Raw genomic sequence first — 14,541 nt, forward strand, 5'->3', positions numbered from 1 at the left:
CGAGCGCGTGGCGGCGTCACGGCGTCATGCCGTCCATTGTCGAGCCGTCGTTCATGACGTGGGTGGCGTCCCACCCAACGACGGCCGGGTCCAGCATGCCGGCGATCATCGCGATGTGGGCCACGACGAGGAAGAGGCCCACCATCGTGGCGTGCACCTTCAGGCGGCGCTGGTCGTGCCAGTCGGCGCCCAGGGCGCGGGTCTCGAGCAGGCTCATGCCGAGCAGCGGGACGATGCCGAGCAGGTAGAACCCCACCGCGACAACGTCGGCCCAGCCGCGCCAGCCACCGGACGTGGTCAGCGGGATGACGGCGTGCTTCGTGAGGTAGACAAGGACGCCGAGGAAATAGAACCCGGCCACCAGGCCCGCATACCGGTTCACGCCCGCGACGACCGGGGCGACGGTGCGGCGGAACAGGATCGCCAGCTCGGACACGGCGATCGTCTCGGCCAGGACGACCGGGACCGCCATGAACAGCAGCAGGTTCCACGGCTGGTTTGCGGCGAGCAAGCCCATGTAGTGGGTCGAGCCCATGTCGTCGCCCGCGGGCCAGGCCGGCAGGAGCAGGCCGATGACGGCGATGGCGAGGCTGACGATGGTGACGACCGCGATGCGGACGTGGCGCCCGCGCGCGGCGGCGAGCGGGGAACCGGCCAGGCCGGCGGTGGTAGGTGCGGTGGCGACCATGAGGATCCCTTCGATGAGCGCGCCGGACCGTCCGACGCCCCCATCACCGTCGGCGCGTTCGACAGACGTTCGGCAGATGAGCGATGAAGAGCCGATGAAGGCGGCCGCTGAGGCGACCGCCGTGGGCCTCATCCGGGACCTGAGACCTACTGCGCCTCGCGCCCACGCAGGTCGAGGCGGGCAGCGGGAGCGTCTGCGCATTGCATGCCACCAGCCGGCGCCCCGGGGTGCGTGCCCGCGGTGCCCGCTCCCACGAGCGGTGTCTTCCAAGGCGGGCCCAGAGATCAGTACGGTCGGCAGGTGGCAGACGACGCCGTCCCGCGGCCGCAGGGCACTGCCGCCCGATCGAGAGGGCGCCTCGGTCGGGTCGTGGCCTTGTCCCTGCTGGCTGGGTTGGTCGCCGCCGCCTTCCTAGTCTTCGCGCCTTTCATCCCGGCGACCGAAGCCGGGATCACCGGCGCGCTGCTGTGCGGGCTCGCCATCGGTTGGGCGCTGTTGACCGTCCTGTCCGTCCGGTTCACCGACCAGCCGCAGCGGTGGGCGGCGGCCCCAGCCCTGTTCATGGGCGTCGGTGGCCTGCTGCTTCTCACGGCGGGATCTGCGGTGCTCGAGCCGCTGGCGTGGGTGTGGCCTCCGGTCCTGCTGGCGCTGGTCATCTGGATGTTCCTGCGGGTCCGTCGGGACGCGCGCAGCGGCGGGGGTCGCGCACTCCTCTACCCGGTGCTCGTCGTGCTCGCGCTCGCCTCGGTAGGCGGCGGGTACCAGACCGTGCAGGGGGCAGTCGACTCCTCGCGTGCCATGCCCGGGCAGCTCATCGACGTCGGCGACCACCGCCTGCACCTGAGTTGCGCCGGATCAGGAAGCCCCACGGTGGTCCTGGACCCCGGTGCCGGCATGGTCTCCGCCCAGCTCGACCTCGTCGCCCCAGTCGTCGCTGAGCAGACCCAGGTCTGCATCTACGACCGGGCAGGGCGCGGCTGGAGCGAGCCGGCCATGACCCGCCAGGACGCCACGCAGATCGCCGCCGACCTGCACACACTGCTTGAGGCCGGTGAAGTCCCGGGACCGTACGTGCTGGCCGGGCACTCCTTCGGCGGCCTGTACGCCCTGACCTTCGCCGCCCGCTACCCCGACGACGTCGCCGGGATGGTCCTGATCGACACCACACCCCCGGCATCCACACAAGCCTCCACCGGAGAGCCTGCTGGTGACGAGGGTGCCGCCATCGGCGACCGGCTCGCGACCTTGGTGTCGATCTCCGCCCGCCTCGGCGTCACTCGCCTGATCGACCAGCCCACCCCCGACAGCGTACGCAGCACGCTCCACGAGTACGGCCAAGGCGGCGCCTCGGCGCAGGAAGCGGCCGCCCTACACGACTTCGCGGACAAGCCGCTCGTCGTCCTCACCGCCGGGATCGGTCAGGACCCGCAGGACGCCGCGGCGCACCAGGTCCTCGCGGGGCTGTCCACCAACGGTGTCCACAGAGTCGTCGAAGGCGCCGATCACGGTGGGATGGTCACCGACTCGACCGGTGCGGCCGCGACCAGCCGCGCCATCCTCGACGTCGTGGCATCGCTTCGGAGCGGCCAGTCGCTGTAACCGGCGCCCCTGGGCACGCAGCCGGGACGCGGGGTGTTGGGATGAGGAGTGCGCAAGACGACGACTGACTCTCGTCGGACGAGGAGCCGTCCCCTTCACCACACCTGCCTGCCCCACGCGGCGAGGTGGGATGCGATGCCACCGCAATGCAGGCACGCTCTGCACCGAACCTGATCAGGCGCGAGGTCCGAACGACGCACCTCCGTCGGTGGAGGTGAGGACGCCGGACGACGTGACCACGACGATCTCGAGCCGCGTCGCGAGGTGACGGGCCGCGATGGCTTGCGGAACGTCGCCGACCTCGCCTGCATAGGTCCATGAGTCGGCGGCGTCAGAGCTGACGTACACGGCCCCGTCGGGGTTCACCGCGACCACCGTCGTCGCGTCGACAAAGTGGCTGAGCATCAAGAGCGGTCCGTCGGGGTCGAGCTCCCAGGACGCACCCGCGTCCCGCGAGCGCAGCACGCCCTCGGGGGTCGTCGCCACCAGGACTGTGCCGTCCGGGCTCGCAGCAAGTGCGTGGATGCCGCTCGGTGCCTGAGCTGCGTGCCATGTCCGACCGTCCGGTGACGTCAGGAGGTCCGACCCGTCGAACCCGACCACGCCAGCTGATGTGACCGCCAAGGCGTGGAAGTCAGTGAGGCCCTCCCGCGAGACACCGGTCCAGGAATCCCCTCCGTCGGACGACGCGATCAGCCCGACCGGGTTCGGCAGCGCCAGATTCGGCCCTGGATGACCAGAGGCGTAGAAGCGGTCGGGGCCCTCCACCGCGAAGCCCATGAGGTCGATCTGGGGGCCGACGCGTACGAACCCATCCGTCTCGTCGCGGAACAGACCATCGTGTGTCGCCAGGTAGAGGTCACCGTCTGCGGGATTAAACGCGGCCCCGTGCACGTGCTCGCTGGGGACGAGACGCTCCTCGTCGCCAGCGGACGCGGAAGGGGAAGGCGCACCCGTGCCGGAACTCCGGTCGGGCGCCGCGGGGGCGGCGCAGGAGCTGAGGACGACGATTGCCAGTGCGAGCGCCCCGCTTCCACTGAGCCGGAAGAGCGCCTTGCCACGGGCGTCAACCCGAGTGGTTCTAGCTCTCATGTCGTCCAAGTCCTCTCTCGTCGCCGACCGCTACCCGGAGCAGCAGCTGCCGGTGCGAGAGAGACGATGGCCGGCCACCGCCCGAGCACTCGGCATCCGAACGTGGGGCCTGAAGAGGCGTTCTGCGCCTCGCGGGAATGCTCGGCGACCAGCTGTTTCGCCGGAGCAGGCGAAGGTTGGCCCTACCGCGCCTGCGCTCATGCGGGGTGACCGCTGAAGGCGTAACCGGCCTGCGACACGGCATGGGCCACCACTGCCTCGTCCAGGACGTCGCGGCTCGCGATCGTCACGGTTCCTGAGGCGACGTCGACGGTGACGTCCTGAACCTCGGGGACCTTGCGGAGCTCGGCGGTGACGGACGAGGCGCAGTGGCCGCATGTCATGCCCTCGACGCCGTAAGTGATCTCCATCGCGGTGCTCCTCGTCTCGTCATGATCCGACCAGGTCGCGGCCGACTGCGCCGTGACGCCCGACCCTAGCCAGCGAGGCTGCAGCCGTCGGGCCCGGAACCGCTCGGTCGTTCTCTTCTTCAGCAACTCTTCATGAACTGCCGAACCGCCCGTGGTCCGCGCGGTCATCGAAGGTCGATGAAGGGCCTGACTGGGCGGCGGCTGCGCGGCCGTGCCGGAGCGCGCGCATGGCCCAGCACCCTGAGGTACTGGGCCATGCGGTGGCGGCGCGGTGCGCCCTCCGCGCGATACGCGGCCGGGGCTGACGCCCGCTGTCAGCCGACGCGGATGAACACCGGGTTCGACTGCCAGATCTCCCTGATCTGGATCGTCTTGCCCGGGACAGGCGCGTCGACCTGCAGGTTCCCGCCGGCGTAGATGGAGATGTGACCTGGAGACCAAATCAGGTCGCCCGGCTGAGCCTGCTCGAACGGCACTGCGGTGCCCGCATACCGCTGATCGGCGGAGGTGCGAGGCAGCGTGATGCCCACCTGGGCGTAGACGTAGGAGGTGAAGCCGGAGCAGTCGAACCCGTCAGGCGTCGTCCCGCCCCACACGTAGGGCACACCCACGTACCGGGAGGCGATCTCGACGATGGCACTGCCGTTGGCGCTCGCCGGCGCCGGAGCGCCGATCTCGGCCTCCCGGGCCGGGGCGGCCCGCTCCGCGCTTCGGGACGCGGGCTCCGGCTCCGGCTCCGGGGGCGGAGGCGGCGGATCGGCGACGACGCTGATCGCCGGGACGTCGAAAGTCCATGCGGCATCGCTCGGGACCGAGACAGGGGCGGACACCGCGAGCGCTCGCTGCGCCTCGACGGTCAACGAGGCAGTGTCGACGGACGGCAGACTGGGGTGCTCCGCCGGAGCGGCGGCCGCGGCAGGGCTGGCCAGCATAGAGACGATCAGGCTCGAGGCGCTCGCGGCGACCGCTGCCCTCCGCCCGGTGCCGTCCAGGCTTCGTGCGGTCGAGGCGAGGACGTCGTGGATCGGGGTATGCGGGGCGCCCGGGGCGCGGTGACGCGCGGCGGCCGAGAGTTCAGGCATCAAAACCTCTCCAAACGCCTACGAGGTGAGCTGTCGGGTTCGGGCCGGAGTAGGCCCGGCCGGACGCGTGTCCGGCTTCACCCCAAGGACGCCGACACGTCGGCGCCCGCGATGTGGTTCCCCCGCTCCTGCCAGCGAGTTGCTTGCGACCGTCGGCGGTGGCAGGACTCGGCGGTCCACCTCGGGCGTCCCGGGAGGTCCGGGCGGGCACATCCTAAGCAGACGCCGGCCTGCATGTCACGGAAAGGTCACGGAGCGCGTCTCGCCGTGTCCCGCGGGCTGGGCTGCGGCCCGGCCGCACCGAGCGGTGGTGCGACCAAGCGGTCTCCAGCGGCAGGCCCGCTTGAGGCAGGCAGCCACCACGTCGACGTCAATCTCGTGCTTCGCGAGGAGCCGGCGCACGCCGGGATCCTGGAGCAGGCAGAGCAGCAGACGGCACGTCTGCAGACCTGACTCGTCGCGTGGCGGGACGGTCTCGACGACGAGCGGCGGGAAGTCTTCTCCGCGGCGCAGACCGCGACCGTACGCAGCTGCTCCCCGCAAAGGGCACGCCGCGCAGGTCCGAGCCGACGGCGCGGATGAGCACCCGGTAGACGCCTGGCGTGGTCGTGTGCAGCGTCGCCGTGTACACGCCGTCGTCGGTGATCGGCGGCGAGAAGGGCACGACGGAGGCGATGCCGGCGGGATCGGTGACTGCGGCCTCGACTGACTCGCACGTTCGGGAAATACCCGCGGGGGGTATAGCGTTTAGCGCCGTGGATACCCACCGGGGGTATCGCGTACCAGGGGAGTCGACCATGACCACGACTGAGTTCCAGGTGACCGGGATGACTTGCGGGCACTGCGAGATGTCAGTCCGCAAGGAGGTTGCCCAGGTGCCGAACGTCACGGGCATCGAGGTCAGCGCGCAGACGGGCACGCTAGTCGTCACCGGCTCTGGCCCGGTCGACGACGCGGCGGTACTCGCGGCCGTCGACGAGGCGGGGTACTCGGCGGTGCGAGCCTGATGAACGCGGCAGGGCGCCTCTCGGCCTACGGGGCGGGGCTGGTGCTGGTCTTCGGCGGCGCGTTCGCGGTCGCGACGGTGGTCGCGCCGGATGACGCCGCGGCAGCCTGGCAGGCCTCGACCGCGCAGGAGCACGGCGGGACCTCGGCGGCCACAGACGCGCTTCGCGGACTGGGTCTCGCCCAGGACGGCTTCGCGCTCTCACCGGTCGCAGCGCCGGGCGAGGTCGACCAGCAGGGCGAGATTTCCTTCCAGATCCTCGACGACACGGGCGGCCCGCTCACCGCGTTCGCGACATCGCACGACAAGGACCTGCACCTGATCGTGGTCCGCTCGGACGGCAGCCAATACCGGCACGTGCACCCTGAGCTGGACCGCTCGACCGGCACGTGGTCGCTGCCCTGGGTCTGGGACGCGCCAGGGTCCTACCGGGTGTTCGCGGACTTCGTGCCCGGGGACGAGGAAGGCACCAAGGTCACGCTGAGCCGCACGCTCGAGGTCAGCGGGCCCTTCACGCCTGCGCAGTCGCACGAGCTGGTGACCACCCACACCGTCGACGGCTTCCAGGTGTCGATCGCCGGCGACCTCATCGCTGGGTCGACGGCCGAGCTGACGATCTCCATTGCGCGCGACGGAGAGCCCGTCACGACGCTCCAGCCCTACCTCGGTGCGTTCGGGCACCTGGTCGCGCTTCGCGAGGGCGACCTCGGCTACCTGCACGTGCACGCCGAGGGGAGCGAGCCGCAGCCGGGCGACGTCGCTGGCCCGTCGATCACGTTCGCGACCCAGGCGCCGACCTCGGGCCGCTACCTGCTCTACCTGGACTTCCAGGTAGACGGACAGGTCCACACCGCGCAGTTCGTCCTGGACGCCGCCCCCGGCGACGGCACGAGCGACCAGATGAACGACATGGACTCCAACGAGCACTGACCCACGGGTCGGCTTCGCGGACGAGCTGAGAGGAATGTGCTGATGAGCACCACAGCGCCCCCGTCCACGGGGACGAGCGTCGAGCTCGAGATCGGCGGGATGACGTGCGCCTCCTGCGCGATGCGGATCGAGAAGAAGCTGAACAAGCTCGACGGGGTCGCTGCGACGGTCAACTACGCCACCGAGAAGGCGAAGGTCACCGTCCCGGAGGGGTACGACCCCGCGCAGCTCATCGCCGAGGTCGAGAAGACCGGCTACACGGCGGCGCTGCCCGCGCCCAAGGAGCCCCACGCGGGCGCCGACACGGCACCGGGCGACCGGGCCGAGGATCGAGAGCTCACCTCCTTGCATCACCGGCTCGTCGGCGCCGTGACCCTGTCGGTGCCGGTCATCGCGATGGCGATGATCCCGGCCATGCAGTTCACGTACTGGCAGTGGGCCTCGCTCGCGCTGGCTGCACCCGTGATCGTGTGGGCGGCGTGGCCGTTCCACAAGGCGGCGTGGACGAACCTCAAGCACGGCGCCGCAACGATGGACACGCTCGTTTCGCTGGGCACCGGCGCGGCGTTCCTGTGGTCGCTGTACGCGCTCTTCTTCGGCACCGCCGGCACGCCTGGGATGACCCACCCGTTCGAGTTCGCGCTCGCTCCGTCCGACGGCGCCGCCAACATCTACTTCGAGGTGGCAGCCGGGGTCACGATGTTCATCCTCGCCGGCCGATACTTCGAGAAGCGCTCGAAGCGCCAGGCCGGCGCAGCACTTCGCGCGCTGCTCGAGCTCGGCGCCAAGGAGGTCTCGGTCCTGCGCAACGGCGTCGAGACGAAGATCGCGGTAGAGGACCTCACTGTTGGCGCCGAGTTCGTCGTGCGGCCCGGGGAGAAGATCGCTACCGACGGCATCGTGGTCTCCGGCACCTCCGCCGTCGACGCTTCCATGCTGACCGGCGAGTCGGTCCCTGTGGAGGTTGCCGAGGGCGACACCGTCACCGGCGCCACCGTCAACGCCGGCGGACGCCTGGTCCTGCGGGCCACCCGCGTCGGTTCGGACACCCAGCTCGCGCAGATGGCCAAGCTCGTCGAGGACGCCCAGACCGGCAAGGCCGAGGTTCAGCGCCTGGCCGACCGCATCTCCGGCGTGTTCGTCCCGATCGTCATCGCAATCGCGGTCGCCGCGCTCGGCGCCTGGCTGGGGGCCGGCTTCCCGGTCACCGCGGCCTTCACCGCCGCCGTCGCCGTACTCGTGATCGCCTGCCCCTGCGCCCTTGGTCTGGCCACCCCGACCGCCCTGCTTGTCGGCACCGGTCGGGGCGCGCAGATGGGCATCCTCATCAAGGGCCCCGAAGTGCTGGAATCGACCCGCACAGTCGACACCGTCGTGCTGGACAAGACGGGAACTGTGACCACCGGGAAGATGACTCTCGTCGACGTCGTCGTCGAGCCGGGTACCGACCGCGTCGAGCTCCTGCGCCTGGCCGGTGCCCTCGAGGACGCTTCTGAGCACCCGATCGCGCAGGCGATCGCCAAGGGCGCCACGCAGGAGATCGGCACCCTCCCCACGCCCGAGGACTTTGCCAACGTCGATGGCATGGGTGTGCAGGGCGTCGTCGAGGGACACGCTGTGCTCGTAGGACGCCCGTCCCTGCTCGCCGAGTGGTCGCAGTACCTCAGCGACGGGCTCGTCGAAGCCAAGACCCGCGCCGAGACGCAGGGCAAGACCGTCGTCGCGGTCGGCTGGGACGGTCACTCCCGGGGCTTGCTCGTGGTGGCGGACACCGTCAAGCCGACCAGCGCCCAGGCGATCGCCCAGCTCAAGGAACTCGGTCTAACCCCTGTGCTCCTCACTGGCGACAACGAGGCGGTCGCACGCCAGATTGCCGCCGAGGTCGGCATCGACGAGGTCGTCGCCGAGGTCCTGCCCAAGGACAAGGTCGACGTCGTGACCCGCCTGCAGTCCCAGGGCAAGGTTGTGGCGATGGTCGGTGACGGCGTCAACGACGCCCCTGCTCTCGCCCAGGCCGACCTCGGCCTGGCGATGGGCACTGGCACCGACGTCGCAATCGAGGCCTCCGACATCACCCTGGTGCGCGGCGACCTGCGCAGTGCACCCGATGCGATCCGGCTCTCGCGCCGCACCCTCGGCACGATCAGGACCAACCTGTTCTGGGCTTTCGCCTACAACGTCGCCGCCATCCCGGTCGCAGCTCTCGGGATGCTCAACCCGATGCTCGCCGGCGCGGCGATGGCGTTCTCCAGCGTCTTCGTCGTCGGCAACAGCCTGCGCCTGCGCAGCTTCCGCAGCACCGCGATCTGAGCCGTCTACCCGACTGCGCCTTCGAGGGCCTCCCCGTCCAGCCACATGAGCGTCACGCCGATGAAGGGCACGCCCAAAGGGCTCTCGTGACCGTGCACGCCGACCGGCCGAGGCTGGCCTGGGCATGGCGGGGGGCCATGTTCGGAGGACCTTCGCGGCCGGCCTCTCGGGGCGGTCAGCGCCTTCGTACGTCCTGCGCTGCGAGCCACACCCCGAGGACGGGGAGGCGGACGTCATTGATGGCGACGAGGACGTCGCCGTCGGCCCAGGCTTGGGCGGTGGTGTCCACGAGCTCGAGGCCGTCGAGGGCCCACACGATCCAGGCGGTGACCTCGATCGGCGACTTCGCGGCGGTCTGACGTCCCCCGGATGGGATCGGACGGGCGTTGCGGATGGCCTGGTGTTGGTGGGCGTTGACGTGCGGTCCGAGCACCTCCTGGGCGCGGAGGAACGCCTCCAGATCCTCGCCCACCTCCACCTGTAGACGACTCCACGTCGGGGCGCCAGCACGTTCCGGGCGGCCCTCTCGGGGTGGCCCTTCATGTTGGTCGTCCTCGCGCACCTGTACGTGTATGGGGATCCAACCTTCCGACCCCAGAAGGCCAGCAGTGCGGGCAGCGCGGGACGAGGAGGACGGGATGGACACGATCGCGTGGCCGGCGGCCAGCGCTCTAGACGCCGCCGCAGGGTCGGGGTGGGGTGGGCTGTGGTCGGTGTTGTTCACCGCGCAGCGCGCGGTCGGGGCGCTGGTGCAGGTCACGTCGTTCGCCGAGGGCCTGGACCTGATCTGGCTCGGTGAGGAGCTGCGTGCCGCGTGCGACGACGTCGCGACCCGCCATTTTGGTGCCGTCGCAGAGGCGGTCGCCGCGGACCTGGGCCCGCTGCCCGGCCTGGCACACGCGGCCGCCGGGCGGGCGGTCGTCGCGGGACTTCTCTCGGCGGTGATCTGCCGGGCGGACGAGCTGCTCGCCGAGGACCTGACCGGCCCGGACGCCCGGTGGTTGGCGGGCATGACGTCGCTGCTGTTCGCCGCACGGGTTCATCTGAGTGTGGCCGGTGCCCGGTGACCGGGGTCACCTACGCCGACCTGATCACCACCGCCGGCCAGCACGTGACCACCGGCGCCCTGCAGGTTCGCCAGCGCCCGTTCGACCGGGCTGACGACGCCCGGACCGCCCTGCAGGACTTCCACGCGGTCCTGGACGCGATCGAGACGCACACCCGGGCGCTGATCGGTCCGTCCCGCCTGGCCGGGATCAGCCCCACCACCCGCCTCGAGCCCGTCGTTGACCATGCCCTGGCGATGGTCGACGGGCTCCGCGACCTCGTCGGCGCCGACCGGCCCCATCCCACCAGCCTGCAGATGTCCGACCGGGCCTGGGCCCAGGCCGCCCTGCAGCTGCGCGGGGCGTCCGACCTGCTTGCGGTCCACCTCGACGCGTGGGGCCGGCAACGCTCCCCCGACGCAGCCATCATCGGTGACCCGGCGGCGCGCGACGGCGCCCTGATCCGGGTCGCGGGGCACCTGGACACTCTCCTGGCCGCCGAGTCCACCCTGGGACTGCGGAGCCTGCAGGCCGGCCTGCGCAAGGTCGAGGTCAGCCGGACGCTGCCGGGCCTGGACACCAACCGCTCCCACGCCGCCCACCTGACCCGCCACCCGGGCGGGGCGGTCTCACGGGCGCTGGACGGGCTGCGGCTGGTCGGCGAACCCGTCCGCACCGACGACCCCGTGCTGCACGCCGGCGACCTGATCCACCGGCTCCGCCAGGCGACCTGGGCCCTGCGTACCCACCCCGATTACTCCGTCGCGACCCTGTCCGACCTTGCCACCGCCGGCCTGGCGATCCACGCCCACACCGCCACCGCCCGCGGCGCCAACCTCACCCGCAACCCGCCGGTCCGCCCCGAAGACACCGCCGCCCTGCTCAGCCGCGCGGCGGCGTGGCGGGACCTGCGCACCGACCTCGCCGAGTACCAAGCCCCCGGACCCGCCGACCCGCACATCCGCGCCGACGTCCTTGCCGTACGGGACCTGCTCGCCCGGATCGCACCCCTGGACGGGAGCCGACAAGCCGACCCGCGGACCACCGGCCTACTCCTGGCCGCCATCCACGCGACCGAGGAGATCGCCACCACTGCAGGCGAGGCATTCGGCTGGCTCGCCGCAGCCGGTCACGTCCGGATCCAGGCCCGGCACCTGACCAGTGACCAGCTCGGCACCGACCCCGCCCTGATCAGCGCCCACGTCACCGGCACCACGACCGTGGCCCCACCCGCTCGATGGCAGATCACCACGCACCTGTGGTCAGCCGCCGCCGGTCACGCCGACCTGCGCTACACCCCCGTCGAACAGGCCATCGCCGCCGCCCACCAGCGCACGGAGACCGCCCACGTCCTGACCCGCACACCGCTTGAGAGGAGCACGCCATGAGCATCGAACCCGACCCGTGACGTGCGCTTCGTCGCGGTCGGGTCGGCGCACCCGTGGCCACCGCGACTCGAGGCGAGCTCCGATCGACTTGGCGCACCGGGCGCCCTTGCCCCTCGGCCCCACCACCATCTAGGGAGGACCTCATGGCTATCCAGCCACTGGACGGGACCCGAGGCACGCGCCCGGAACCCGCGCGCCGGTTCTACCGGGTGAAGGAAGCTGCCGCCGTTCTCGGCATCCCCCAGCGCACCCTCTACCACCTGGCCGAGACGGAACAGATCCCGTGCCGGCGCCTCGGCAACGTGATCCTGTTGCCAAAGTCGTGGGTAGAGAGCGACGCACCACCGCCTCGGCGGCGCTGATGGCCGTAGTCCGACGAGTGCTGGACTCGGGCTCGGTCCAATGGCGCGCCCGGGTCTACTTCAAGGGCCGCATCGTCGCGCAGCGGTCGTTTGATCGACGAACCGATGCAAGGCAGTGGGAGGCCGACCAGATCGCTCGGTTGCGGGAAGGCACCTGGATCGACCCAGCTCGCGGCAGGGTCGCTTTCGACAAGATCGCCGAGGACTGGCAGCAGTCTCGGCAGCACCTCGCGATGCGTAGCCAAGAGACCACCCGGTTCCTGCTGGACGCCTACATCCTTCCCGCGCTCGGTCGCGTACCGATCGGCTCCATCGCCCCGCTCGACGTTGAGCGTCTGCTCACTGAGTTGACCGCGCGCGGACTCGCGACCGCGACTCGACGCCGAGTGCTCTCGGTGATCCGACTCGTGCTTGATCACGCGATACGTGATCGCCGGCTGGGCGAGAACGTCGCTCGTGACGTCGAGCTTCCACGCGGCCGCACCAAGCGCGAGCCGCACTGGTTGCGCGCCGAGGAACTGAAGCGTCTTGCAGACACCACGCCAGCGACCTGCCGGCCGGTCGTGCTGTTCCTGGGTCTGTCCGGTTGCCGCTTCTCCGAGATGGCTGCACTCCGCGTGGACGACGTCATCCAGACCCAGCATGGTCTCGGCGTCCGCGTGCACCGAGCCGCGCCCCAGTCCAAGCAGACCCACGCGGCGGTGATCGGGTCTACCAAGACACACCGAACCCGGACCGTGCCCGTGCCCGTCGCGGTCGAGCGGTACGTCGTCGACCGAGTCGCCCAGGCAGCGCCGGGCGATTACCTCTTCCCGAGCCCTACCGGCGTCATCTGGACGAACACGAACTTTCGGCACCGCGCCAAGTGGCACCAGACGACGGCCGCAGCCGGGCTCGCCGGCACGACTATCCACGACCTTCGCCACACAGCGGCGACCTTGCTCATCGCCTCAGGCGCCGACCTCAAGGCTGTCCAAACGATCCTCGGCCACGCGTCCGCGACGATGACGATGGACCTCTATGGGCACATGTTCTCCGACGCGCCCTGGCTGGCGATGGCACGGATGCCGACCTGGCAGGACGACTCGGCAGCCGGCGGCGAACGGTCCGGAGAGAAGACTGATGGCGCCGCTCAGTGAGGTCTCGCTCGGGGCCGTCGGCGCATTCCGCGCAAGGGCTCCGGAAAGCGCTGGGACCCGATACGGACCCGATGTGCCGATTCGTGCCCGGAGCGCTTGCATCCCTTGCATCCTGAAGGGCGCTGACCTGCGCAAACACTCTGTGCGCCTGTCCGGCTTCGCCTGATGGTTGACGTTTCTGCTTCGGGTGATGCTTGACGCTCTGGTTCAGTCTCGCTTGCGGGTCTTGGTCAGGGAACCTCCTAGGGCTCGCTTGTTGCGGACGGGGCCGGTGCTGGTGCGGGCGACGGTGCGCAGGAGCTCGTTGCCGATCCAGAACTGCAGGGTGTCGGGGCCGACGAGGACGTCGCAGCGTTCGCCGGCGCGGTGGATCCCGACCGAGACCTGCTGCCAGGACACGCAGACGACCCCGTTGGTCGCGACCTTGCGGGCCACCCAGTCCGGGCCCGAGCGGTCCGGGACCGCGACCGGCTCCCGGCGGGCGGCGGTCGTGAACCGGGCGGCGGGCGTGGCCATGCCCAGCGACTGGTGAGGCCGGTCGCAGTTGTAGTGCTCGACCCAGGCGTCGACCTCGCGCTGCGCGGTGGCCAGGTCGGCGAACAGCGTGCCGCTGAGCAGCTCGGCGCGCATCGTGCGGTGGAACCGCTCGATCTTGCCCGTGGTCGTCGGCGAGCGAGGCTGGGTCAGCAGGTGCTCGATCCCGTTGCGCCGGCAGATCGCGTCGAACAGCACCTCGGTCGGCGGATGGTTGAACCGCCCGGTGAACACCTTCCCGTTGTCCGTCAGGACCTGCTCGGGGCAGCCGTAGCGCTCCAACGCCGCGGTGAACGCGTCACAGACCCGCTGCGTGCGCTCTCGAGTCATCAGCGTCGCGACCACGCAGAACCGCGAGTGATCATCGATACCGGTCAGGCACTTGCAGCTGGTCCCGTCCGCCAACGCGATCGCACCGACGGTGTCCATCTGCCACAGCTCCATCGCCGCGCCGCGCTCCCAGCGCCGCCAGTGCTCGGCGCGTCGACGCCGACCACCCGGCTCGATCAGCCCCGCCCGACGCAACGCCCGATAGACGCCCGACTGTGAGACCACCAGCCCGCGCCGACCCAGCTCGTGGACGATCCGCCGCGGACCCCACCCCGGATGGGCCCGCCGCGCCTCCAACACCTCGACCTCGACCCGAGGATCGAGCTGGTGCGGGCAGCTGGCCGGACGGTGCGAACGGTCCGCCAACGCCTCCAGGCCGCCCTGCTCCCACCGCAACAACCACGTATGCAGCGTCTGACGCGAGATGCCCCACGACGCCGCGACCTCGGTGATCGACCGGCCATCGCCGATGACCGCGAGCACCGCCTTGTACCTCTGCTCGGCCACGCTCAGCTCCCTCATGAGCGAGCGTCAAACATCAGCCGACACAGGTGTCAAGCATCAGCCGAAACACCGTCAACGATCAGCCGAAGACCAAACGTCCAGGATCAGCCGAAGTACTACA

Annotated in this window: 14 protein-coding genes and 1 riboswitch; of the genes, 8 read left to right on the plus strand and 6 right to left on the minus strand. The window is 70.6% G+C overall.

Features of this window, described 5'->3' with window-relative positions:
- Window positions 1–16: 16 nt before the first annotated feature.
- Window positions 17–688 carry a DUF6803 family protein gene (locus ICW40_RS13590; protein ID WP_221654554.1) on the minus strand — a complete coding sequence of 224 codons (672 nt, stop codon included), beginning with the start codon at window positions 686–688 and terminating at the stop codon, window positions 17–19.
- 300 nt (window positions 689–988) lie between these two features.
- Here ICW40_RS13590 and ICW40_RS21605 point away from each other — a divergent pair, with 300 nt between their 5' ends.
- Window positions 989–2,287 carry an alpha/beta fold hydrolase gene (locus ICW40_RS21605; protein WP_221654555.1) on the plus strand — a complete coding sequence of 433 codons (1,299 nt, stop codon included), beginning with the start codon at window positions 989–991 and terminating at the stop codon, window positions 2,285–2,287.
- A gap of 174 nt (window positions 2,288–2,461) precedes the next feature.
- Here ICW40_RS21605 and ICW40_RS13600 read toward each other — a convergent pair whose 3' ends face one another.
- From ICW40_RS13600 to ICW40_RS13610, 3 genes are all read right to left on the minus strand, one after another.
- Entirely contained in the window at window positions 2,462–3,379 is a 918-nt protein-coding gene (locus ICW40_RS13600; RefSeq protein WP_374199161.1) for a F510_1955 family glycosylhydrolase, read from the minus strand.
- 197 nt (window positions 3,380–3,576) lie between these two features.
- The gene (locus ICW40_RS21095) at window positions 3,577–3,957 is read right to left on the minus strand and encodes a heavy-metal-associated domain-containing protein (RefSeq protein ID WP_260459199.1); all 381 of its coding nucleotides are present in this window, start codon (window positions 3,955–3,957) and stop codon (window positions 3,577–3,579) included.
- Between the two features lie 146 nt (window positions 3,958–4,103).
- Complete coding sequence (locus tag ICW40_RS13610; RefSeq protein ID WP_308121797.1) at window positions 4,104–4,649, minus strand: C40 family peptidase; 546 nt, start codon at window positions 4,647–4,649, stop codon at window positions 4,104–4,106.
- Window positions 4,650–4,872: 223 nt separating this feature from the next.
- A riboswitch (cyclic di-AMP (ydaO/yuaA leader) is annotated at window positions 4,873–5,039 on the minus strand.
- A 629-nt stretch (window positions 5,040–5,668) separates the two neighbouring features.
- Between ICW40_RS13610 and ICW40_RS13615 the strand changes: the two genes are divergently transcribed.
- Genes ICW40_RS13615 through ICW40_RS13625 form a run of 3 tightly spaced genes read left to right on the plus strand, consistent with a single transcriptional unit; the run spans window position 5,669 to window position 9,117 of the window.
- The gene (locus ICW40_RS13615; protein ID WP_221654557.1) at window positions 5,669–5,878 is read left to right on the plus strand and encodes a heavy-metal-associated domain-containing protein; all 210 of its coding nucleotides are present in this window, start codon (window positions 5,669–5,671) and stop codon (window positions 5,876–5,878) included.
- On the plus strand, window positions 5,878–6,807 hold the full coding sequence (locus ICW40_RS13620; protein ID WP_221654558.1) for a heavy-metal-associated domain-containing protein: 930 nt from the start codon (window positions 5,878–5,880) through the stop codon (window positions 6,805–6,807). The genes ICW40_RS13615 and ICW40_RS13620 overlap by 1 nt, the downstream gene beginning before the upstream one ends.
- Window positions 6,808–6,849: 42 nt before the next feature.
- Window positions 6,850–9,117, plus strand: a complete 2,268-nt coding sequence (locus ICW40_RS13625) for a heavy metal translocating P-type ATPase (RefSeq protein ID WP_221654569.1) — start codon at window positions 6,850–6,852, stop codon at window positions 9,115–9,117.
- Between the two features lie 175 nt (window positions 9,118–9,292).
- On the opposite strand, the gene ICW40_RS13630 is transcribed toward ICW40_RS13625, so the two are convergent.
- Window positions 9,293–9,589: a hypothetical protein gene (locus tag ICW40_RS13630; RefSeq protein ID WP_221654559.1), complete on the minus strand. Its 297-nt coding sequence runs from the start codon at window positions 9,587–9,589 to the stop codon at window positions 9,293–9,295.
- Window positions 9,590–9,755: 166 nt separating this feature from the next.
- Here ICW40_RS13630 and ICW40_RS13635 point away from each other — a divergent pair, with 166 nt between their 5' ends.
- From ICW40_RS13635 to ICW40_RS13650, 4 genes are all read left to right on the plus strand, one after another.
- A complete protein-coding gene (locus tag ICW40_RS13635) occupies window positions 9,756–10,184 on the plus strand; it encodes a hypothetical protein (RefSeq protein WP_221654560.1) in 429 nt (142 codons plus the stop codon).
- Window positions 10,181–11,551, plus strand: coding sequence for a hypothetical protein (locus ICW40_RS21610; RefSeq protein ID WP_221654561.1), 1,371 nt, complete (start codon window positions 10,181–10,183; stop codon window positions 11,549–11,551). The genes ICW40_RS13635 and ICW40_RS21610 overlap by 4 nt, the downstream gene beginning before the upstream one ends.
- Window positions 11,552–11,694: 143 nt before the next feature.
- Window positions 11,695–11,913, plus strand: coding sequence for a helix-turn-helix domain-containing protein (locus ICW40_RS13645; RefSeq protein ID WP_221654562.1), 219 nt, complete (start codon window positions 11,695–11,697; stop codon window positions 11,911–11,913).
- Window positions 11,914–11,930: 17 nt separating this feature from the next.
- Window positions 11,931–13,052, plus strand: a complete 1,122-nt coding sequence (locus ICW40_RS13650; protein WP_308121798.1) for a tyrosine-type recombinase/integrase — start codon at window positions 11,931–11,933, stop codon at window positions 13,050–13,052.
- 207 nt (window positions 13,053–13,259) lie between these two features.
- Here ICW40_RS13650 and ICW40_RS13655 read toward each other — a convergent pair whose 3' ends face one another.
- Window positions 13,260–14,438 carry an IS481 family transposase gene (locus tag ICW40_RS13655; protein WP_221654564.1) on the minus strand — a complete coding sequence of 393 codons (1,179 nt, stop codon included), beginning with the start codon at window positions 14,436–14,438 and terminating at the stop codon, window positions 13,260–13,262.
- Window positions 14,439–14,541: the final 103 nt, after the last annotated feature.

This window comes from Actinotalea ferrariae, from assembly GCF_019733465.1.
In the GTDB taxonomy this organism is placed as follows: Bacteria; Actinomycetota; Actinomycetes; order Actinomycetales; family Cellulomonadaceae; genus Actinotalea; species Actinotalea ferrariae_A.